This window comes from Sphingomonas sp. Sph1(2015), assembly GCF_001970915.1.
GTDB classification, from domain to species: Bacteria; Pseudomonadota; Alphaproteobacteria; order Sphingomonadales; family Sphingomonadaceae; genus Sphingomonas; species Sphingomonas parapaucimobilis.
In genome coordinates this window covers 1-21,264 of record NZ_MQUI01000047.1, presented here as the reverse complement: position 1 = coordinate 21,264, position 21,264 = coordinate 1, and the positions used below count along the sequence as shown (strand labels likewise).

16 protein-coding genes are annotated in these 21,264 nt (G+C 67.5%); 4 read left to right on the top strand and 12 right to left on the bottom strand.

The window, feature by feature from the left end; translation table 11 throughout:
• Position 1 precedes the first annotated feature (1 nt).
• The 4 genes from BSZ14_RS15570 to BSZ14_RS15555 all read right to left on the bottom strand — a co-directional run bounded on the left by BSZ14_RS15570 (position 2) and on the right by BSZ14_RS15555 (position 5,758).
• Positions 2-1,009: an alpha-ketoacid dehydrogenase subunit beta gene (locus tag BSZ14_RS15570; protein WP_042485779.1), complete on the bottom strand. Its 1,008-nt coding sequence runs from the start codon at positions 1,007-1,009 to the stop codon at positions 2-4.
• A gap of 121 nt (positions 1,010-1,130) precedes the next feature.
• The gene (locus BSZ14_RS15565) at positions 1,131-2,426 is read right to left on the bottom strand and encodes a 3-methyl-2-oxobutanoate dehydrogenase (2-methylpropanoyl-transferring) subunit alpha (protein ID WP_076711617.1); all 1,296 of its coding nucleotides are present in this window, start codon (positions 2,424-2,426) and stop codon (positions 1,131-1,133) included.
• Between the two features lie 256 nt (positions 2,427-2,682).
• The gene (locus tag BSZ14_RS15560; protein WP_076711616.1) at positions 2,683-4,617 is read right to left on the bottom strand and encodes a sialate O-acetylesterase; all 1,935 of its coding nucleotides are present in this window, start codon (positions 4,615-4,617) and stop codon (positions 2,683-2,685) included.
• A gap of 265 nt (positions 4,618-4,882) precedes the next feature.
• Positions 4,883-5,758, bottom strand: coding sequence for an endonuclease/exonuclease/phosphatase family protein (locus tag BSZ14_RS15555; RefSeq protein WP_076711615.1), 876 nt, complete (start codon positions 5,756-5,758; stop codon positions 4,883-4,885).
• A gap of 175 nt (positions 5,759-5,933) precedes the next feature.
• On the opposite strand from BSZ14_RS15555, the gene BSZ14_RS15550 reads away from it, so the two are divergent.
• Positions 5,934-8,030, top strand: coding sequence for a TonB-dependent siderophore receptor (locus BSZ14_RS15550; RefSeq protein WP_241823785.1), 2,097 nt, complete (start codon positions 5,934-5,936; stop codon positions 8,028-8,030).
• A gap of 126 nt (positions 8,031-8,156) precedes the next feature.
• Here BSZ14_RS15550 and BSZ14_RS15545 read toward each other — a convergent pair whose 3' ends face one another.
• From BSZ14_RS15545 to BSZ14_RS15520, 6 genes are read right to left on the bottom strand one after another with little or no spacing between them, the layout of a single operon-like run.
• Positions 8,157-9,119, bottom strand: a complete 963-nt coding sequence (locus BSZ14_RS15545) for an FAD:protein FMN transferase (protein WP_076711614.1) — start codon at positions 9,117-9,119, stop codon at positions 8,157-8,159.
• A complete protein-coding gene (locus tag BSZ14_RS15540; protein WP_076711613.1) occupies positions 9,116-9,961 on the bottom strand; it encodes a DUF4198 domain-containing protein in 846 nt (281 codons plus the stop codon). The genes BSZ14_RS15545 and BSZ14_RS15540 overlap by 4 nt, the downstream gene beginning before the upstream one ends.
• Positions 9,962-9,976: 15 nt before the next feature.
• Entirely contained in the window at positions 9,977-10,459 is a 483-nt protein-coding gene (locus tag BSZ14_RS15535; RefSeq protein WP_076711612.1) for a DUF2271 domain-containing protein, read from the bottom strand.
• 14 nt (positions 10,460-10,473) lie between these two features.
• Positions 10,474-11,112 carry a PepSY-associated TM helix domain-containing protein gene (locus BSZ14_RS15530; protein ID WP_076711611.1) on the bottom strand — a complete coding sequence of 213 codons (639 nt, stop codon included), beginning with the start codon at positions 11,110-11,112 and terminating at the stop codon, positions 10,474-10,476.
• Positions 11,109-11,792 (bottom strand): Fe2+-dependent dioxygenase, encoded by a 684-nt coding sequence (locus tag BSZ14_RS15525; RefSeq protein ID WP_076711610.1) that lies wholly within the window; start codon positions 11,790-11,792, stop codon positions 11,109-11,111. The genes BSZ14_RS15530 and BSZ14_RS15525 overlap by 4 nt, the downstream gene beginning before the upstream one ends.
• 18 nt (positions 11,793-11,810) lie before the next feature.
• On the bottom strand, positions 11,811-14,195 hold the full coding sequence (locus BSZ14_RS15520; protein WP_076711609.1) for a TonB-dependent receptor: 2,385 nt from the start codon (positions 14,193-14,195) through the stop codon (positions 11,811-11,813).
• A gap of 253 nt (positions 14,196-14,448) precedes the next feature.
• Between BSZ14_RS15520 and BSZ14_RS15515 the strand changes: the two genes are divergently transcribed.
• The 3 genes from BSZ14_RS15515 (at position 14,449) to BSZ14_RS15505 (ending at position 17,885) form a co-directional block, all read left to right on the top strand.
• Positions 14,449-15,729, top strand: a complete 1,281-nt coding sequence (locus BSZ14_RS15515) for an HD-GYP domain-containing protein (RefSeq protein WP_076711608.1) — start codon at positions 14,449-14,451, stop codon at positions 15,727-15,729.
• Between the two features lie 171 nt (positions 15,730-15,900).
• On the top strand, positions 15,901-17,517 hold the full coding sequence (locus BSZ14_RS15510) for an NAD(P)/FAD-dependent oxidoreductase (protein WP_042485768.1): 1,617 nt from the start codon (positions 15,901-15,903) through the stop codon (positions 17,515-17,517).
• A complete protein-coding gene (locus BSZ14_RS15505) occupies positions 17,514-17,885 on the top strand; it encodes a reverse transcriptase-like protein (protein ID WP_198930534.1) in 372 nt (123 codons plus the stop codon). The genes BSZ14_RS15510 and BSZ14_RS15505 overlap by 4 nt, the downstream gene beginning before the upstream one ends.
• A gap of 872 nt (positions 17,886-18,757) precedes the next feature.
• Here BSZ14_RS15505 and BSZ14_RS15500 read toward each other — a convergent pair.
• Both BSZ14_RS15500 and BSZ14_RS15495 read right to left on the bottom strand, forming a co-directional pair.
• On the bottom strand, positions 18,758-20,098 hold the full coding sequence (locus tag BSZ14_RS15500) for a chloride channel protein (RefSeq protein ID WP_042485476.1): 1,341 nt from the start codon (positions 20,096-20,098) through the stop codon (positions 18,758-18,760).
• Between the two features lie 56 nt (positions 20,099-20,154).
• Positions 20,155-21,264 (bottom strand): hypothetical protein (locus BSZ14_RS15495; RefSeq protein WP_206744345.1); only part of this gene is annotated, 1,110 nt, incomplete at its 5' end.

The window sequence follows — 21,264 nt, the reverse complement described above, 5'->3', positions numbered from 1 at the left end:
GTCAGGCGTCCTTCAACAAGGTCTTGAGCGCCTGGCCGATACGGACCGGGCCGGGGAAATAGGCCCATTCCAGGCTGTGCGGATAGGGCGTGTCGAAGCCGGTCACGCGCGCGATCGGCGCTTCGAGGTGATAAAAACAGCGTTCCTGGACCAGCGCGGACAGCTCCGCGCCGTAACCGCCGGTGCGCGTCGCCTCGTGCACGATCATGCAGCGGCCGGTCTTCTTCACCGACGCCTCGATCGCCTCGATGTCGAGCGGGACGAGGGTGCGCAGGTCGATGATCTCGGCATCCACGCCCAGATCGGCGACCACGGCGGCGCAGACATGGACCATCGTGCCATAGCACAGGATCGTCACCGCTTCCCCTGCGCGCACCGTCGCCGCCTTGCCCAGCGGGATCTTGTAATAGCCGGTGGGGACCTCGCCACCGGGATGCTTCGACCAATTCTCCGCCGGGCGATCCCAATGGCCGTTGAAGGGGCCGTTATAGATGCGCTTCGGCTCGAAGAAGAGGACGGGGTCGTTGTCCTCGATCGCGGCGATCAGCAGGCCCTTGGCGTCATAGGGCGTGGCGGGGATCACCGTCTTGATGCCCGAGACATGGGTGAAGATGCCCTCTGGCGACTGGCTGTGCGTCTGGCCGCCGAAGATGCCGCCGCCGAAGGGCGAGCGTACCGTGATCGGCGCGGTGAACTCGCCCGCCGAGCGATAGCGCAGCCGCGCCGCCTCGCTGACCAACTGGTCGAGCGCGGGATAGATATAGTCGGCGAACTGAATCTCCGGCACCGGGCGCAGGCCGTATGCCCCCATGCCGACCGCGACGCCGATGATGCCGCATTCGGTGATCGGCGTGTCGAACACGCGCGTCTTGCCATATTTCTTCTGCAAGCCAGCGGTGGCGCGGAAGACGCCGCCGAAATAGCCGACATCCTCGCCCATCACGACCACATCCGGGTCGCGCGCCATGACCACGTCCATGGCGGAGTTGATCGCCTGGATCATGTTCATGCGGGTGGTTTCGCCCGCCTGTTCAACAGTCTCGGTCATGGTATCGCTCACTGTCCCTCTCCCAACGGGAGAGGGAGGGAGGCGCAAAGCGCCGGAAGGGTGAGGGTGTAAGCGGGGAAACTCATTTCCGCGCCCATGGCCGTCCGCTCGCCTGTTCCTCGTCGAGCATCTGCTGGCGCTGCTCGCGCAAATGCCAGGGCATCTCCTCGAACACGCCGTCGAACAGGCTGTCGAGCGGCTGGTGCAGACCGTGGCCGAGAATGCCGTTCGCCTCGGCCGCCTTTTGCGCGGCGCGGACTTCCTCGGCGACTTCCCGGTCCTGGGTCGCGTGGCGCTCTTCGTCCCACTCGCCGAGGCCGATCAGATGATCCTTCAACCGCCGGATCGGATCGCCCAGCGGCCAGGCGGTCGGCTCGCCCGCCGAGCGATATTGGGTCGGATCGTCCGAGGTCGAATGGCCTTCGGTGCGATAGGTGAAATGCTCGATCAGCGTCGGCCCCTGGTTGGTCCGCGCCCGCTCGGCCGCCCATTGCGTGGCGGCATAGACCGCCAGCGCGTCATTGCCGTCGACCCGCAGGCCCGCAATGCCATAGCCGATCGCGCGCGCGGCGAAGGTCGTCGCCTCCGCGCCCGCGAAGCCGGAGAAGCTGGAGATCGCCCACTGGTTGTTGACGACGTTCATGACGACGGGCGCGCGATAGACGGCGGCGAAGGTGCAGGCCGAGTGGAAGTCTCCCTCCGCCGTCGAGCCCTCGCCGCACCACACCGCCGCGATCCGGGTGTCGCCCTTGGCGGCGGAGGCCATCGCCCAGCCCACGGCTTGCGGATATTGCGTGGTCAGGTTGCCCGAGATCGAGAAGAACCCGGCTTCCTTGGCGGAATACATGATGGGCAGCTGCTTGCCGCCCAGCCGGTCCGCGCTGTTGGAATAAATCTGGTTCATCATGTCGACCAGCGACCAGTCGCGCGCGATGAGCAGCCCCTGCTGGCGGTAGGACGGGAAGCACATATCCTCATAATCCAGCGCATGGGCGGCGGCGACGGCGACCGCCTCCTCGCCCAGCGCCTTCATGTAGAAGCTAGTCTTGCCCTGGCGCTGCGCCCGGAACATGCGCTCGTCGAACGCGCGGAGCAGCACCATGTGGCGCAGCATCCGGCGCAGGCCATCAGGCGAGAGCTTGGGGTCCCAGGGACCGACCGCGCGGCCCTCGTCATCCAGTACGCGCACCAGCGTATAGGCGAGTTCATGGAAGCTGTCGGCGGGCGCGGCAGTGTCCGGGCGGCGCTGGGCACCGGCGGGCGGAACCTCGACACTGGCGAAGTCGACCGCATCGCCCGGCCGGAATTTCGGCTCGGGGACATGCAGTTGCAACGGGGCCAGGTTGGCGCGCGAAATGCCTTCTGGCGGCACGGCCATGCTCTCTCCTCAACGCTTCGCCCGATTCCGCTCGGGTCGTTGCTATCTTTCAACCGGATGACATTTTATTTCAAGCGCATTTTGGGGGCATTGGTCGGTCGAACGCGTCGGGTGGTGGCGTTTTTCCCACTTTTCCTCCCCTGCAAGGGGAGGTGGCAGGCGAAGCCTGACGGAGGGGTGTCCCGCTCTCGATAGGGGTGACACCCCTCCATCAGCTTCGCTGGTCCCCCTCCCCTTACAGGGGAGGAATTTTAGGTCAGTTCCCCGTGATCGCCGCCTCGAACGGCACCACGGGATGCGGCGCTTCGTCATAGAAATTGACCACCGGGGCATCGGCCCAGGCATAGCGGACCCGCACATCGCCGGGCTTCGCATCAGCCAGCCGTACCTCCGCCCCGTTCACCGTCGCATTGACGTAACGGCAGGCCGAGGCGTCGCACAGCTCGAACCCGATCGGCGAGCCTGCGCTCCACGCATGAAGCGCCCCCTGCACCCCGTCGAAACGCAGCACCACCTCACCCCCCGCGCGGGTGGCCGAGGCGATCATCGGCCCGGACGCATTGGCGCGGTCGCCCGCCTCCAGGCGGCCTTGCGCAAAGACCAGCCGCTTGGCGAGTTCGTTCTTGTCCGCCGGGTGGATGTCGTTGCGCACGCCGATATCGATCGTCGTCGCGAGCGCCGCATGGGCATCGCGCAACACCGCCAGCCGCTGCGTCTCGCGCAAGGCCGCCCAGCCGCTGTCGCCGATCTTGACCGGCGGCGATCCGAAATTGGCCAGTTGCACGATCAGGAAGGGCAGGTCCTGGCTCTGGAACTGCCGCCGCCAGCCGGTCATCAGTGCCGCAAGACGATCGCCATAGCTGGCCAGGCCGACATCCGACTCACCCTGATACCAGGCGACACCCTTCAACCCGATCGGCCCCAAAGGCGCGATCATGCCATTATACAGCGTACCCAACCCGGCATGGCTTTCCCAGGGGCTGCGCGGATAACTCTGGTCGTTCGCCTTGTAGATGGAATAGCGCCAGCCGGTGCCGAGCGGGATCGGCGCACCGCCCGCAGGGGTGAACCGGATCCGGTCGGCCGGACCGAACATGCCGCCCGGACCATAGGTATCGCCCAGCCCGACAAGGATCTCGTTGCGGCCCTTCTTCAGCGCCGAGCGCGGCACGGTATAGCGCCGCCAGTCGCCCCAGCCGAAGGTCGCGCCAACCGGCACCCCGTTGATCCAGACCGTATCCAGCTCGTCGATGCCCGCCAGCTCTATCACCCCATCGCCGGTCGGAGCGGTTGGCAGGTCGAAGCCCTGCCGGAACCAGACCAGCCCGTTATAATCGGCGAGCGCGGGCACGCCCCATTCCTCCCAAGGACCGAATTTGGGCACCGGGGTCCAGCTCAGCCGGTCGGGGGCGTTCCACGGCTCCTGCCCGCGTTTCGTCCCGCTCGCCTTGCGCCACCAGTCGCCCCAGCGCTCGCCGAAGCTACGCAGCCCCGCCGCATGATCGCGCGCATAGAGCGCCAGCAGGTCGGCATCGGCGCTCAGGCCGGGCAGCTTGCGCGCGTCGATCGCGTCGATCCAGGGCAGGATCTTGGTCCCGCCCCAGCTCGAATCGATCGCACCCATCGGCACATTCGCCTTGGCCGCCAGGTCCTTGACCATCAGATAACAGGCGGCGGAGAAATCGGCGACGCTGGCGGGCGAGGCGGCGGCCCAGACCGGGCGCTTCTCCAGCGGCTCGTCGGCGGACAGGCCGACATGATGCGCCACGTCGAGCAGGCGGATACGGTCATTGGCGGCACCAGCGACCAGCCCCTCGCCGTTCAGCGCCTGCTTGGTCGGATATTCCATGTTGGACTGGCCCGAACACAGCCACACATCGCCGACCAGCAGATCGTCCATCGTGTCGGCCGTACCGTCCCTGCCGGTGGCGGTCAGGGTCAGCGGCGTCGCGGTCGCCGCCATGGCGGGCAGGGTCGCACGCCAGCGGCCCTTTCCATCGGCGGTCGCGGTGGCGCTGGTGCCGCCCAGCGTCACGGTGACGCCCTCGCCCGCCCCGGCCGCGCCCTCGACGATGATCGGGCGGTCGCGTTGCAGGACGGCGTGTGCGCTCATCGGGGTCAGGATGCGCGGCCGCGCCTCCGCCATGGCGGGCCACGCCGCCGCCGTGCCCAGCAACACCATCAAACCCATGCGCCGTCCGACGCCGGACCATGAATGCCCCATCCGCATCTCATCCCTCTCCTATGCCCGCGGCCGCGCGATTCCGCGCCGCGATCAACTGTCTCGTGGACCATAGGAGCGAGCAAATGATAACGCTATCGGGAAACGATTCTCCCCGCCACGGGGAGGGGGACCAGCGAAGCTGGTGGAGGGGGCGTGCCACGCAGCACATGCCTTGCGGAAGCCCCCCTCCGTCAGGGCTTCGTCCTGCCACCTCCCCGTGCCGGGGAGGATTTCAGCGATCGTCCTCGAACGTCAGCGTCGCCTCGATCGGGAAGTGATCCGATGGGTACGTCCTGCCCTGATGATAGGTATCGGTCGCAATCGCGTCCGCCTTGAACCCGCGCAGGAAGAGATAATCGATCCGCCGGTCGGGCGTGCCGGTGAAGTCGTGGAAGGTCATCTCCGGCCCCTCGCGCCGCGCGGCGGCGGGCCAGGCGTCGGTCAGCGCCGCCGCAAAACGGCGATAGGCCGCCGTGTCAGGCCGGGCGTTCATGTCGCCCGCCACCACGACCGGCAGGCCCTTCGCCAGCGCAGGGAGCCGCGCCAGGATCAGCGCCGCCGCCTTGTCGCGCGCCTCGGCATCCTCGTCACGGTGCGCCAGATGGGTGTCGAGGAACAGGAAGCGATGCGGCTTCGCCCCCTTCGTCTCGAACACCGCCCAGTTCGCCATGCGTGGCAGGTCGGTGCCCCAACTCTGGCTGCCGACGACGTCCGGCGTCTCGGACAGCCAGAAGTCGCCATGCTCGACCAGCGTCAGCCGGTCGGGACGATAGAGAATGCCCATATGCTCATTGGCATGCCCGCCCATCCGGTCGCGCCCGAACCAGCGATAGCCGGGGAGCGCACGGGTCAGGTCGTCGCCCTGCCGCTGGAGCAGCTCCTGCGTCCCGATCACATCGGGCGCGGCACGGCGGATCAGCGCCACCATCACCGGCCGCCGCACGGCCCAGCGCGTCGCACCCTCGTCCGAGGCATAGCGGACATTGAAGGTCATGACCTTGATCGGCCCAGTGAGGGGCTGGGCCATCGCCCCTGCCGCCGCCAGCAACCCCGCCGCTGCCAGAGCCACACCACGAATCGTCCGCCGCACCACCGTCATTTCGATCATCCTTCATAGACTTATGCCAAGGCGCAACGCCGCCCGAGGCCCATGGCTGCGGCGCATGGCAGGCGCGTGACACGCTACGTCATCCCACCGGCCAAACCAAAACAGATCCGCTTTCCGATTGAGAGTTATTAGCATTATCGATATTGGCCGCGTCGAAATCGATTGGGGGCCGTATATGTCGAAGGTGATCTGGCGGGCGATGCTGCTGGCCGGGGTGGCGATGAGCCAGGATGCGGCGGCGCAGACGCTGGCCGCCCCGGTCGATGGCGGCAGCGACGCGCAGAAGGATATCGTCGTCACGGCCTTGCGCGATGCCAATGCCAGCATCACCGGCACCGACACGCCTCCCAACCGCTATCCGCAGTCCCTGCGCGTCATCGACCGTGCGATCATCGACCGGACCGGCGCGACGCGGCTGGACGACACGATCGACCTGGCGGGCGGCGTGTCGCGGCAGAACGACTTTGGCGGGCTGTGGGACAAATATGCCATTCGCGGCTTTGCAGGGAACGAGAATAGCGGCCCCGACATCCTCATCAACCGCTTCAGCAGCAATCTGGGCTTCAACGCCCCGGTCGATGTCGCCACGGTCGAGCGCTTCGAGTTCCTGAAGGGCGCCGCCGCCGCGCTGTCGGGCATGGGCGAGCCGGGCGGGTCGCTGAACATCGTCACCAAGGCGCCGACGCCCACGCCACGGGGCGAAGCCTCGCTCAGCCATGGCAGCTGGAACCGGGTGCGCGCGACGGGCGATATCAGCGGCCCGGTGACAAGCACCCTGTCCGCGCGGCTGATCGGCGTGGCGGAGGAAGGCGACAGCTTCCGCGACCATGTCCACACCGACCGCCTGCTGATCGCACCCTCGGTCTCGTTCACCCCGACGCAGGACCTGCGCTTCCTCTATCAGGGCGAGTTCATGCGCAACCGCGCGCCGATCGATCGCGGCGTGGCGGCGATCAGGGGCGATGCGCGCGCCATGGACCGCGACACCTTTCTGGGCGAGCCCGCCGATGGCCGTATGACCCAGCGGATGCTGTGGCAACAGGGCAGCGTCTTTGCCGCGCTGACCGACCGCATCTCGCTGGAGGCCGGGCTGTCGAGCCGTGACGGCTTCCTGACCGGCTATGCCACGCAAGTCGATTTCGGCGCGCGCGGGGTGCAGGCCGATGGCCGGACGATCGGCCGGTCGCGCCGTTTCCACGATTTCCGCTGGCAGGACCTGACGGCGCGGGCCGAGCTGACCGCCAAGGTCGACTGGCTGGGCCTGTCGCACGACATCCGTGTCGGGGTCGACCGGGTGCGGCATGGCCTGGACTTCCGCATGGACCAGGCGCGCGGGCGACCGGGCGCGCCGATCCTGACCATCGACGCCTTCAACCCCGTCTATGGCCAGCCGCTGCCGGTGCCGACCGCGTTCCAGGACCGTCACCACGCGTTCCGCAGCGAGAGCGTCTATGCGCAGGACCTGATCCGCTTCGGCGACTTCACCGCGCTGATCGGCGCGCGCTGGAACAATTTCCGCGAGACGATGACCAATTATGCGCGCGGCAACCTGGTGCTGAACACGGTCGATCGCGGCATCACCCCGCGCGCGGCGCTGACCTGGGCGGCGAGCCCGAACGTCTCGCTCTTCACCAGCTGGGGCCAGTCGCTGCGGCTCAACCCCTCGGACGGGGTCAGCAGCTTCGATGCCGAGCGCAGCAGCTCGACCGAGGTCGGCGCGAAGTACAGCCTGTTCGGAGGCGCGCTGACCGGCCAGACCGCGCTGTTCACCATGACCAAGCGCAACGTGCTGAACCCCAATGCCATCGACGTCTTCGTCAAGACGCAGATCGGTCGCCAGCGGTCACGGGGCGTCGAGACGGTCGCCGACCTGCATTTGGCCAGCGGCCTGACCGGCACCGCGACCTATAGCTATACCGATGCGACGGTGCGCAACGACAAGAATGCGGCGCTGATCGGCACGATGCTGTCCAATGTGCCCAGGCATCTGGCGGCGCTCGACCTGCATCAGCGGCTGGGCGTGGTGACGCTGGGCGGCGGGGTGACCCATGTGGGTGCGCGCAATGGCGATCCCTTCGCCAGCGGCTATCGCCTGCCCGCCCATACGGTGGCGCGACTGGATGCGAGCTGGGCGGTCAACCCGCGCTTCGACGTGCGGCTCGACCTCGATAACCTGTTCGATACCTATTACATCGCCAGCAGCTATGCCGATGTGTGGACGATGCCCGGCGCGCCGCGCAATGTGCGCGTGACGCTCAGGGGGCGGTTCTGAACCAAATTCCTCCCCTGCAAGGGGAGGTGGCAGTCCGCAGGACTGACGGAGGGGTGTCGCGCCATCGAGAGGGGGGACACCCCTCCACCAGCTTCGCTGGTCCCCCTCCTCTTACAGGGGGGAAAGTCAGGCGAGCATTGTCCGAAGCGGCTTCGTCAAAATTTCCTCCACTCCATCCCCCCTACGCACCACGACCCGCGCCGCCACCTGCATCGGCGCCAGCGCGGACAGGTCGGGGAACAGCACCGCGACGGCGGTCGCCAGCGCATCGGCCAGCATCGCGGTTTCGGCGACGACATGGACGGCGATCACCCCGTTCGTCGGCGCATACCCGGCACGCGGATCGAGGCCGTGCTCGCCCTTGCGATAGGTCCCGCTGCCCGCCACTGCCATCTGGTGCAGCGCCACCCGCATCGGCGGCAGATCGACGCCCGGCGGTGTTTCCAGATCGACCCACCAGGGATCGCCATCGGGCCGTGTGCCGCGCCCGACCAGTTCGCCGCCCACCTCGACCAGGCAGTGTCGAAAGCCCAAGCCTGCCAGCGTGTCGGCGACCGCATCGGCGGCATAGCCCTTGGCGATGCCTGACAGGTCGAGCGCGATGCCGCCCGGCTGCCACAGCGTCGCCCCTTCGGCATTCCAGCGCAGGTGCCGCCAGCCACTCACGGACCGGGCCTGCTCGATCGCCGCCGCATCGGGCACGGGCTGCGGCCCCTTCGGCCCATGGCCCCAGAGATCGACCAGATGCCCGATCGCCGGATCGAACGCGCCGTCGCTCAGCGCTGCGACGCGCAGGGCCGTGTCGATCACCGCTGCGAAATCGGGCGGCAGCGCGCTCCAGCTGCCCGGTGCCGAACGATTGAATCGCACCAGCTCCGAGTCGGTCGCCCAGTGGCTCATCTGCGCGACCAGATCGTCCAGTCGCGCCTGCACCGCCACACCCACGCCTTGCGCGCCGGGTACGTCGCGGGTGGCGTAGAGCACGCGCCACATCGTCCCCATCGTCTCGCCGCCCAATGTCACGACCGCCGCCGGATCGCCGTTCGCCACGGCAGCCGGGTCGATCCGAGGCGGCAGGACGACCCTCACGGGGTCATGACTTCCAACGTCGTGGTATAGCTCATCCGCCGCTGCGTCGCGCGAGGGGCGGTGGGCTTTTCGTCGGTCAGCGTGGCGTTCAGCCAGTACATGCCCGCCGTGGGCCAGGCATAGCTCAGCACGCCTTGCGCATCGGTCGTCACCTCCTTGGCGCCCTCGGCATCGCGGTAGCGCTTGCCGCCAGGGACGATGGTGACCTTCAGGTTCGGCGCGGGCTTGCCGTCGACCAGGAAGCGGAACCTCGCCGTCTCGCCCGCGACCAGCTCGTCCGGGTGGGTGACGGGATCGAGTTCCAGTCCCTTGCCCGTGGGCTTCAGGACGGTGCGGGTCGGCTCGCCCGCCGTGACGAAGATTTCGTTGCGCGCGCTCGTCTCGGTCAGCGTCACGTCGGTCGCATTGGCGGGAATGTCGGCGACGGTCAGCGGCGGCTGGCGCACGCCGTTCGGCCCTGGCGGGCCGCCGCGACCGCCGACGCGCTTCTCGACGCCGTCGACCTTGAAACTGCCCATGATGCCCGACATGGCACTGCTGATCTTCCAGGTGCCGGGCTTGTCGAGCTGCACGTCGAAGACCGAGCGATAGCGCCCCGTGGAGCCGTTCTGGATCCGCCCGGGCGTGCCGTCGGGCTGCCACACCTTCACCCATTCGATCCGGCCGGGCTGGTGGTCGGCATAGAACAGGTCGTTGGAGACGGCACTGTCGACCGTCACCCAGCTATCGGTGCCGGAGAAGATCGTGCCCGAGGGCAGCAGCCACATGCGATGCGCCGAGGCGAGGCCGGGGATAGCCAGCAGCGCGGCGGCGGCGAGCAGCTTCAAACGATGCGTCTTCATAAATCCTCCCCTGTATCAGCGCGCCGAGACGGTCACGGCGCCGAGTTCATGGCTGCCGCTTGCCCGCCCATTGGCGTTCGGCACGGTCAGCGGCACCTGCACCAGCTCGCGCCCGCCGGTCTCGCGCGCGGCTTCGACGTTCAGCACATATTGGCCCGGCTTCAGGTCGGCGGGCAGCGGGATCGCATGGGTGCCGGGCGCGCGGGTCGCGCCGCTGATGCCGCTGGCGGGCATCGCCATGCTCCGCCCGCCCTTCCGCCACCAGGCGCGCAGGTCGGACAGCCATTTGGTGCCCGGCTCGCCGCCCGTCTTCTTGACGTCGTACCAGATGGCGAGCGTGCGCGCCGGGCCGCCGGTCGCAGGCTCCAGCCAGACCGCGACATAGGGCTTGTGATATTCGGCGACGTTGAGGCGCGGGATGGTGACGTTCACCGTCGCGGCCCCCGCCGCCCCCGGCAGTGCCACCGCGCCCAGCGCCAGAATAGCGGTCGATCGCATCGTGATATTCTCCGTCAGTGCAGGAAGAAGACGGCGATCGCCGCCGGGATCACGAACCCCGCCGCCACCAGCGGCCAGGTCGAGGGCCGGTGCCGCGCATGCATCTGGAGCAGCAGCAGCCCGGTCAGGGTGAAGACGATACAGGCGACCGCAAAGACGTCGATGAACCAGAACCAGGCGGTCCCGGCATTGCGCCCCTTATGCAGGTCGTTGAGATAGGAGACCCAGCCACGATCGGTCCGCTCCGAGGTGATCGCGCCGCTCGTCCGGTCGATGCTGACCCAGGCGTCACCGCCGGGGCGCGGCATGGCGACATAGACTTCGCCGTCCGACCATTCGCCCGCGCGCCCGGCGGGGTTCAGGTCGACCGCGCGTTCGACGGCTTGGGCGACGCGCGGTGGCAGCGGTGCGTCATTGGCCTTGGGATGCGCCAGCAACGAGCGCAGGCCGGGGGCGAGCAGCCCGCTCTTCTGCACCGTCTTCGGGCTGGCCGAGATGCTGGCGGCGTGGTTCAGCGTCAGGCCGGTAATCGCGAACAGCATCATGCCGACCAGCGACACGGCCGCGCTGATCCAGTGCCAGGTGTGGAACTGCTTCAACCACCAGCTGCGCCATTTGCGCTTCTTCGGTTTGGGGAGCGTGGTGGCGGTCATGCGTCGGCCCAGCGGCGCAGCAGATTGTGGTACACGCCGGTCAGCTCGACCACCGAGCGATCCCCCTGCCCCTTGTCCGCCCCCACCCGCTGCACCGCGCGGTCCAGGTCGAACAGGATACGCCGCTCGCCATCGTCACGGACCATCGACTGGACCCACAGGAACGAGGCGACGCGCGTGCCCCGCGTGACCGGCTCGACCCGGTGCAGGCTGGAGGCGGGATAGAGGACCGCGCTCCCGGCCGACAGCTTCACCCGCTGCTCGCCGTACAAATCCTCGACCACCAGCTCGCCGCCGTCATAGACGTCCGGGTCTTCGAGGAAGAGGGTCAGCGACAGGTCGGAACGCATCCGGAAATCGCTGCCCCGCTTCAGCCGCACGGCATTGTCGACATGCACGTCGAACGCCTGCCCGCCCGCATAGCGGTTGAACAGCGGCGGATAGACCTTCAGCGGCAGGGCCGCCGCCACGAACAGCGGCGACCGCCCCAGCGCATCAAGGACCATCCGCCCCGCCTCGACCGCCGCCCCCGAATCCTCCGGCAACTGCTCGTTGCGCTTGGCGAGCGCCGCCTGCGGGCCGGAGGTGGCGTTGCCGTCCGCCCAAGAGCCGCCGTCAATGACGCGGCGAACCTGGGCGACCCCGGCGGGATCGAGAATATCGGGAAGGACGATCAACATGGACGAAGGCTAGTCCGGTCAGAAGTTGTAGAACAGGCTCAGCGTCGCCTGACGCCGGTCGCCGGGGATCGCCCAGCCGCCGGTGATGTTGCCGGTCGTCGCGTTGATATTGTTGCGCACGCCCGTGACGTATTTCTCGTCGGTGAAGTTCTGGACGTTGAGCTGCATCGTCCAGCGCTGGGCGATGGTATAGGCCAGAAAGACACGGTGGATCAGATAATCGTCCACATGGAACTGCACCCGGTTGCCCGCGACCGGGAAGTTGGTCGCGAACGATCCCTGATAGGTCAGGCCATAACCGACCTCCAGGCCGAAGGGCAGCTTGTAGGTGGTGAACAGGCTGCCCGAATGCTCAGGCGTCTGGACCAGCTCGGCACCGGCCTGCGGATCGAGCACACCCGCCGCCTTGTCGCGGTTGGAGATGCTCTGCAGCACCTTGCCGTCGAGATAGGTATAGTTGGCGAAGATCGTCCAGGCCGGGGTGATCGATCCCGACGCGCCCAGCGCGATGCCGTCCACCCGGCTGCGCCCGTCCAGCACCTGCAACCCCACCGGCAGCGCCGGATCGTTGGAGGGCACGCGGTAATTGGTCCGCTCGTTACGGAAGACGGCGGCGGTCAGCTCCAGCCGACGGCCGAACAGCCCGGCCTTCACCCCCGCCTCATAGTTCTTCGCGGTTTCCGGCGCCACGGCGCAGGGGTTCGCGGCGGTCGCGGTCGACGGCACGCCGCAACCCAGCCGGACGGTCGTCGAGGACGGCGTCTTCGCGTTGCCATAGCCCGCATAGACGCTGACATTCTCGACCGGGTGGAACACCGCGCCCGCCCGCCACGAGAACAGCTTCTCCCGGCTGATCTGCGGCTGATAGGCGAGCTGACCGGCATTGGCCGCCGCCAGCGGCAGGGCGCGGAAACTCGCTTCCTGATATTCCCAGCGCACCCCGCCGTTCAGCTCGAAGAAGCGGTTCAACGCCAGCGTGTCGAAGGCATAGACGGCCAGGCTGCGCGTCTCGCTGCGTGACTGGCCGGTGGCGACGAAGTTGATCGGCCCGGCATAATTGGTGTTCGGATTGGCGATGTTGATGGGGGGCAGCGTCACCGCGCTGCCGTCCGCATTGCGCAGCAGCGAGCCTTGCGTGATCCGGTAATTCTCGATTCCGCCCGACATGCCGATGTTCAGGACATTGTGGAGGCCGCCCTTGTCGCCTGCCTCATGGCGCAGGTCGATCTGGTTCATCAGCATCTGGTTCTGCTGATCGCGCACCAGCCCGCGCGGGCCGGAGGGCTGGTAGAAACCGGCGGACAGATTGGCCGGGCACGCCGCGCCGATAGTGGCACCCGGCGTCGCCGTCACCGGCTGTCGGTTGGTCGCGGCCAGGCAGAAAATGCCCTGCGGCGCGGAGGTGACGCTGTTCTGCGTGACCTGCTGCCAGCGGGTCAGGTTACGGACGCTCATATGCTCGTCGATCTGGTGGCGGAAGGTCGCGGTGAAGCGGTCCACCGTGCTGTCCTGCCGGTCGAGATTGGCGATGCCGAAATAGCTGGAGCGCCTGGCGCCCGGCACGAAGCCGTCGACCAGCCCGTTGTCGAACCACGGAATGCCGTACACGGGCGTGTTGCGGTCCTCCTGATGGACATAGGCGAGCGTCAGGCTGGTCGGCCCGCCGATGCCGATCGTGACCGAGGGCGCGATGCCCCAGCGCTGCATCTTCTCGACATCGCGGCCGGGCACGTCGTTATGGTGGTAGGCCCCGTTCAGCCGCACCGCGACCAGATCCGACACGCGGACATTGCTGTCGATCGCGCCGCGATAATAATTGTCGGTGCCGACCGAGCCCTGCATGATGGTCAGCGTCTCGGGCGTCGGCACCTTGGAGACGAGGTTGATCGTGCCGCCGACCGACCCCGATCCGTTGAAGACACTGTTCGCGCCGTTATAGACCTCGACCTGTTGCAGGTTGAACGGGTCGGTGCGGCTATACTGCGCGCTGTCGCGCACGCCGTCGATGGTGATGTCGTTGCTGGCCGAATAGCCACGCAGGTTGATCGAGTCGCCATAACCGCCGCCGCCCTCGCCCGCGCCGAAGGTGATCCCCGGCAGCGTCTGGAGCACGTCGCGCAGCGTCTGGAGATTCTGTTTACGGATGGTCTGTTCGCTGACCACCGTGATCGTCTGCGGCGTATCGAGCAGCGCGGCGGTGGCCTTGGGGCTTTCCAGGACAGCGGCGCCGGTGCCGCGCTGGCCGGTGACGATCACGTCGCGCCCGCCGGTCGAATCCTGTGTCTTTGCCGCGGCGGCGGGCGGCGTCATGCCCTCGGTGCGGGGGCCGGTCTCTGCGGCGGCGACATGCGGCGCGGTGGCCAGAAAGCCCACGCACGACAATGCGATGAACGAATGCGACATGAATATTTCCCCTTCGAGGGGCTCGGCTATTGCGAAACATTCTCACTGTCAATGCGATTGCTAATGATTATCATGCTGAAATTAAGGGCGGTGGTCGCGCCATAGCCGTTCGCTCCCGCCGGATTGGCCCGTTGGAACTGCCGGAAATGGACAATGGGCCGCGCCCCTGCACGTCGCCCTCCGCCTTCCCCGAAATGCGGAATCCGATCGTCCCGAAACGAAAATTTTACGACACGAAGCTAGAATTTCCGGGATGAAAGAGCAGCCGACCACGAATCGATACCTCCAGATCGAGAGCCAACAGGTCACGCTCGGCATGTATATCCAGGCGTTGCACTGCTCGTGGATCCACAATCCATTCTGGCGAAAGTCCTTCCTCCTGACCGAGCCGGACGATCTGGAGAAGATCCGCGCATCGGTGCCGTCCGTCACCATCGACCTGACCAAGGGGCGCGGCCCCGTGACGATCGCCGCCGTCGACACCCCCGAATCCTCGCCCGCCCCGGTCGTCGAGGCGATCACCCAGCCGATCGTCACGACCCTGCGTCCGCGCCGCGCCAAACCCGCGACCGAGGTCGAGCGGGCCAGCGCCGTCTCCGCGCGCGCCGCCGCCGCCGTCGCCCAGCTGTTCGGCGAGGCCCGGCTGGGCCGCACTATCCGCACCCGCGACCTCGTCCCGATCGTCGAGGACATTGCCGAGACGACCGCCAAGTCCGCCGCCGCGATGATCGCGGTCACGCGGCTGAAGGACCGGGACCAGTATATCTATATCCATTCGGTGGCGGTCGGGACCCTGATGATGAACCTCGCGCGTCATCTGGGCCTGAGTGAGGAGGATGTGCATGTCGCCGGCATGGCCGGACTGCTGCACGATATCGGCAAGATGCAGATCGACGCCGATGTCCTCGACAAGCCCGGCCGCCTGACCGCCGAGGAAATGGTGGAAATCCGCCGCCATCCGGGTCTCGGCCACCGGATCCTGGGCGACATGAACGATCTCGACCCGCGCATCCTGGACGTGTGCCGCCATCATCACGAGCGGATGGATGGCGCCGGCTATCCCGACGGCCTGCGCGGCGACGAGATCAGCCAGTTCGTCCGTATCTCGTCCGTCTGCGATGTCTATGATGCCGTGACCTCGATCCGCCCGTACAAGCGGGCCTGGTCGCCGCACGAGGCCCTGGCGCAGATGCTGGAATGGGACGGCCATTTCGACCCCGAGACGCTGCGCGCCTTCATCGCCAATCTGGGGATCCAGCCCTTTGCCGCGCTGGTCCGGCTGCGCTCCAACCGGCTGGGCATCGTGGTGCGCGAAGGGGAATGTCCGACCACGCCGGTCGTGCGCGTCTTCTTCGACATTCCCAGCCATGGGCCGGTCGCGATCGAGGATGTCGCCACCGCACACGACCCGATCCTGCGCGCCGAACGCGGAGATTACTGGTTCGGCGAACGCTGGCCCGCGCTCCAGGCCGAGATCCTGGCGGAACCCACCTTCCCCGAAACCCCGCTGAGCCGCGCGGTCGGCGGGCGATAGATCCGCCGGATAGTCCCGATGCCTCGGCGACCAGAATCGGTCGCCCTTCACGGCGCGCGCGCCTCTTCTCTGCAAGGCGCGGGAAGAGCAGGTGTCCGCGAACGTCGCCCCCCAAGCCCCCGCCGCACAGCGCGATGGCGGGAGCGCCCGCAATTCTATATGGCGCGCGGGATGATCCGCCTCAGTGAATTGAAACTGCCTCTCCACCATGCGGACGAGGCGCTGCCCGCCGCCATCTGTCGCCGGTTGCGGGTGACGCCGCGCGAACTGGTGCGCTTCGTCGTCGCCCGGCGCGGGCATGATGCGCGCGACAAGAACAATATCCAGCTCGTCTATTCGGTCGACGTGAACCTGAAGAACGAGGCCGCCGTGCTGGAGCGGTTCCGCCGTGATCGCGATATTCAGAAGACGCCCGACACCCGCTATCACCTGCCCAGCGCGCCGCCGCCCGGCACGAAGCGGCCGGTCGTCATCGGTGCAGGCCCCTGCGGCCTGTTCGCCGCTTTGGTGCTGGCGCAGGCGGGATACCGCCCGATCATCCTGGAGCGCGGCAAGGTGGTGCGCGAGCGGACGCAGGACACCTGGGGCCTGTGGCGGCGCAGCGTGCTCAATCCCGAATCCAACGTCCAGTACGGCGAAGGCGGGGCGGGCACCTTTTCGGACGGCAAGCTCTACAGCCGGATCAAGGATCCCCGCCACCTGAACCGCAAGGTGCTGACCGAGTTCGTCAAGGCGGGCGCGCCGCCTGAAATCCTGACCGAGGCGCATCCCCATATCGGCACCTTCCGCTTGGTCACCATGGTCGAGAGCATGCGCGCGACCATCGAGGAACTGGGCGGCGAATATCGCTTCTCCACCCGCGTCGACGGGCTGGACGTCGAGACGGACGGCGAGGGCCAGCGCCGGGTGCGCGGGCTGCACCTGAACGGCGGCGGCTATCTGGAGGCGGATCATGTCGTCCTGGCCATCGGCCACAGCGCGCGCGACAGCTTCGCGATGCTCCAGGCGGCGGGCGTGTATGTCGAGGCCAAGCCCTTTTCGATCGGCGTGCGCATCGAGCATCCGCAAGGGTGGATCGACCGCGCCCGCTTCGGGCATCAGGCGGGCCACCCGATCCTGGGCGCGGCCGAGTACCATATCTCGCACCACTGCCAGAACGGGCGCACGGTCTACAGCTTCTGCATGTGCCCGGGCGGCACGGTCGTCGCCGCGACCAGCGAAGAGGGCCGCGTCGCGACCAACGGCATGAGCCAATATTCGCGCAACGAACGCAACGCCAATTCGGGCTTCGTCGTCGCCATCGATCCCGAACGCGACTTTCCGGGCGATCCGCTGGCGGGCCTGGCGCTGCAACGCCATTGGGAGGAGCGCGCCTATGTCGCGGGCGGATCGAACTACAAGGCCCCGGCGCAACGGGTCGGCGACTTCCTGGCCAAGCGTCCCTCGACCAGCCTGGGATCGGTCACCCCCTCCTATCGCCCCGGCGTGACGCCGACCGACCTGTCCGAATGCCTGCCCGACTTCGTGGTCGAGGCGATGCGCGAAGCGATTCCGGTCTTCGGAAAGCAGATCGCCGGATACGACCATCCCGACGTGGTGATGACCGGCGTAGAGACGCGCACGTCGTCGCCGGTCCGCTTCACGCGCGGCGAGGACGGGCACAGCCTGAACACCTATGGCCTGTACCCGGCGGGCGAGGGCGCAGGCTATGCGGGCGGCATCCTGTCGGCGGCGGTCGACGGCATCAAGACGGCCGAGGCGGTCGCGCGAAGCATCGGGGCGGTGTGAAGATCTTCTTCGACGGCGGCTGTCGACCCGGCGGGATGGAATATGCCTTGGTGCTGGGCGGACAGGCGCTGATCGAAGGCGACCTGGGGCCGGGATCGGCGATGGAGGCCGAATGGCTGGCCCTGATCGCCGCGACCCGCCTGGCGCATGAGCGCGGCGTGAGCGATGCGATCCTGCTGGGCGATGCGCTTGCCGTCATTGCCCAGGCTAACGGCAAGGTGCGCGTGCCCCCGCTCTGCCGCCCCTATTTCGAACGCTGGTCCGCCCTGCCCCATCCCGCGCGGTTGCGGCTGCGTTACGTCAAACGGACGCAGAACCTGGCGGGGATCGCATTGGAACGATTGCGGCAGAAAATGGGGAGCGGATAGGCCGTTCCCTGATAGCGGCATGTCCGATTAGGGTGGGAAGCCGACATTCCGCTTAGGGGAATAATGCCCCATGGCCGACGCTGCGCCACCCCTCCTTTCCCGCAAAGGATCAAGTTTCGGGAAGCGCGGATTAGCTGCTAACGGGGTGACGATCGGATGGCTCCGATGGGCGACATGATCGGTATGTCCAACGTTAGGAAAAATGCGGGGGGTTATTGAACTCGAAAGAGATTCAACCTATTGTTGAATCGCTACGTCGATGGGTGACACGATTACTCTTCCGGCAAACGATGGCCCCGAACCGTTGCAGCGGGTCGGGGCCAAATCGTTTTAAGAGAAGGCGGTTCATTGCAGTTCCCCGCCTTCTCTCCCGCTAAGCGGCCATAGTGGCCTTACTTATTGCGGACCGCCTGCACGACCTGAACCGTGAATGCGGCGACGCTGATAATCAGCATAGCTACGTCGAGTATGGGAAACACCCCCTTTCGTGCGGTTGTTTTCGCCTCCACTTGCAGGAAGAGGCGACCCGCCATGCGTATTTAGGTCAGTAGCGCGATTTCGCTACCAACATTTAGATGCACCACCGCGAACCATCTTGGGAGGCGGTTTTGATAGCGGTGCTGCCAACCTGTCGTCACTTCGAAGGTTGTGAATGACGCCACCTTCCCGAAAACGAACGTGATGCGGGAAGGCTGCCCTGCCGTTCGTGTCCATAAGGGGTCCGAAGCGTCCGCTTTCCCAAAATCTGTTCCCGATTGCTTTTTCCCGAAACTGGCGCTTGAGGATGGGAAAATGGGAATGATCGCGCTGAATGAATGACTGCTTTCGGGAAGCCGGAGTGTCCGCAAGTGGGCGTTTCCCGACCCAACCCGCTATCGCCCAACGCCTTCATCCCCCCGCCCCATCGCAAAGGTCCGCGACAGGCCATGGTACAGTTTCTCGCGGCACACCAGTTGGCTGACCCCGTCGGCGATGAAGGCGGTGGCGAACATGGGCAGCATCAGGCCGCGGCTCGCGGTCGTCTCGGACAGGATGATGACGGCGGTCAGCGGCGCGCGGACCACGCCCGCGAAATAGCCGACCATGCCCAGGATCACGATCGCCGAGGCGGGCGAGTCCGGAAACACCGAGCGCAGCAGATTGCCCAGCCCCGCGCCCACCGACAGCGACGGCGCGAAGATGCCGCCGGGCAGCCCCGCCACCGCGGTCGACAGGGTCGCCAGGAACTTGGCCGGGCCGAACCAGAGCGGCGCATCGACCCCGACGATCATCGCCCGTGCCGCGCCATAGCCGGTGCCCCAGGTCAGGCCGGTGCCGACGCCCAGCCCGGCGACGATGACGCCGCACAGCGCGGCGAACAGGATCGGCCGCTGCCTGCTCCACCGTGTCACGCGGTTGGTGCCCGTCGCCATCATCAGCATCAGCCGGGCAAAGCCGCCGCCCGCCAGCCCGCCGACGATCCCGGCGACGGGGGCCGCGACCAGCGCGGTGACGATCGGCATATGGGCGCCGATCAGCCCGAAATAGACATAATCCCCCTGCGCCGACTGGGCGACCATGCCCGCGATCGCGATGGCCGCGATGACCAGCAGCGTGACCTTCTGCTCATAGGCGGAGGCCAGTTCCTCGATCGCGAAGAGCAGCCCGGCCAGCGGCGTGTTGAACGCCGCCGCGACGCCCGCCGCGCCGCCCGCGATCAGCACCGCACCGCGGAGCGGCACGCCCAATATGCGATGGGTCAGCCCCATGATGGCGGCGGCGATCTGCACCGTCGGCCCCTCGCGCCCGACCGAAGCGCCGCCCAGCACCGCCGCCAGCGTCAGCCCGGCCTTGGCGACCACGGTGCGGATCGACACCAGCCCGCCGGTCGCCCGCTCGGGATCGGCCTGCGCGGCCATCACCTGCGGAATGCCCGACCCGCGCGCGAGCGGCGCGAAGCGGCGCGTGATCCAGACCAGCCCCGCGAACAGCAGCGGCGTCACGACCAGCGGCGCCCAGTGATAGCGATGCGAGAAATGGGTGAAGACCTCGCCCGCCGCATCCGCCGCTTCGGCAAAGACCGTCGCGGCCAGCCCGATCGCGACCGCGCCGATCAGGATCGCCAGCCGGGTGCGGAACTTGACCGATCCCGGCCCCTGCGCCCGTAGCAGCGCACGGTAGCGCGAAGGCGTCCATTTGCGGAACGACGGAAAGGGCGGACTCTGCTCGGCCATGGTCCGCCCTTACACCCTTATCGCTTCGTAAAACCAGCCATAGCGCGCCCCCCTGATCAGGGTAGCGGCGCCATGTCCTTCACCGGTGCCTTACCGGACACCGGCTTGCCCGGCACGACGACGCGACCGATCATCCGCGCGCCCTTTTCATCGCGCTTCAATTCGATATCCACGCTGTCGACCGTCTCGTTCGCCCGCCCGAAATTCCGGAACAGGTGCGCGGTCAGGATGGTCGCGCCGTTCGGATCGATCCGGTCAGGGGCAAAGACATTGGCCTGCGCCGTATAGGTGCCCGGCGGCGCGACGCGGATCATATATTCCTCCGGCCCATAGCCGCGCGTCATGTCCCGCGACAGCCGCCCGCCGATCGCGGTACGGTTATTGTTGTAGATCGCCCGCTCGCGTGTCGGTTCGTCGACCCACAAATCCATGTCCGAGGCATCGGTGGTCCAGTCGATGACGACCCGCACATCGACATCGAGCAGCATGACCAGGCGCGGGTCCATCTCCACCTTGCCGCCCAGCTTGCGCAGGCGCGGCAGCATCGCATTGGCCTCGTTCAGCGCGATCAGGTCGATGCCGTCCCATTGGTCCGCCTGCGGGCTGGTCGCGATGGCATAGAGCAGCGTGATCGCGCGGGTCAGGTCGGCCCTGGCCTGGGCCGGGCGGACGGCCGCGCGGCGGGCGAGGGTCAGCGCGAGCAGACGGCGCGGCTGCGGCCGGTCGGGGTCCAGCGCCGCCTGTCGATCGCGCAGTTCGACCGCGCGGTCCCAGTCGCCGTACCGCTCCAGCCGGTCGGCGACCATGCCCAGCGTCGTGTCGTCGGCGGTCGGCAGGTCCAGCGCCGACAAGACCATTTCGCTGGCCTCCGCCACACGGCCCCGCCGGGCGAGCCAGGCGGCGGTGTCGAGATAGAAGATCGGCAAGGCCCCGTGCCGCGCCTCCGCCTCGCGGAAGCGTTCGGCAAAATCGGCGGGCTTTCCGTCATACAGCTCCAGATAGGGCCGATCGGGCTGCCACGCGTCGATCTGCACCGACGGGACCGCCGGGGCCGTGCGCGACGTGCTTCCCGTCACCACGATATTCCCGGTCGCCTGGCTGACGCGCGGGGCCGGGGGTGCGGCAGGCGCCGGAGGGGCGCCAGGGGCCGACATGACGAATGCTTC

Excerpts from the sequence above, each read along its gene's own strand:
- BSZ14_RS15520 (WP_076711609.1), bottom strand. The coding sequence starts at position 14,195 with ATGTCGCATTCGTTCATCGCATTGTCGTGCGTGGGCTTTCTGGCCACC.
- BSZ14_RS15565 (WP_076711617.1), bottom strand. The coding sequence starts at position 2,426 with ATGGCCGTGCCGCCAGAAGGCATTTCGCGCGCCAACCTGGCCCCGTTG.
- BSZ14_RS15510 (WP_042485768.1), top strand. The coding sequence starts at position 15,901 with ATGATCCGCCTCAGTGAATTGAAACTGCCTCTCCACCATGCGGACGAG.
- BSZ14_RS15570 (WP_042485779.1), bottom strand. The coding sequence starts at position 1,009 with ATGAACATGATCCAGGCGATCAACTCCGCCATGGACGTGGTCATGGCG.
- BSZ14_RS15550 (WP_241823785.1), top strand. The coding sequence starts at position 5,934 with ATGTCGAAGGTGATCTGGCGGGCGATGCTGCTGGCCGGGGTGGCGATG.
- BSZ14_RS15535 (WP_076711612.1), bottom strand. The coding sequence starts at position 10,459 with ATGCGATCGACCGCTATTCTGGCGCTGGGCGCGGTGGCACTGCCGGGG.
- BSZ14_RS15540 (WP_076711613.1), bottom strand. The coding sequence starts at position 9,961 with ATGAAGACGCATCGTTTGAAGCTGCTCGCCGCCGCCGCGCTGCTGGCT.
- BSZ14_RS15500 (WP_042485476.1), bottom strand. The coding sequence starts at position 20,098 with ATGGCCGAGCAGAGTCCGCCCTTTCCGTCGTTCCGCAAATGGACGCCT.
- BSZ14_RS15530 (WP_076711611.1), bottom strand. The coding sequence starts at position 11,112 with ATGACCGCCACCACGCTCCCCAAACCGAAGAAGCGCAAATGGCGCAGC.
- BSZ14_RS15560 (WP_076711616.1), bottom strand. The coding sequence starts at position 4,617 with ATGGGTTTGATGGTGTTGCTGGGCACGGCGGCGGCGTGGCCCGCCATG.
- BSZ14_RS15555 (WP_076711615.1), bottom strand. The coding sequence starts at position 5,758 with ATGATCGAAATGACGGTGGTGCGGCGGACGATTCGTGGTGTGGCTCTG.
- BSZ14_RS15515 (WP_076711608.1), top strand. The coding sequence starts at position 14,449 with ATGAAAGAGCAGCCGACCACGAATCGATACCTCCAGATCGAGAGCCAA.
- BSZ14_RS15525 (WP_076711610.1), bottom strand. The coding sequence starts at position 11,792 with ATGTTGATCGTCCTTCCCGATATTCTCGATCCCGCCGGGGTCGCCCAG.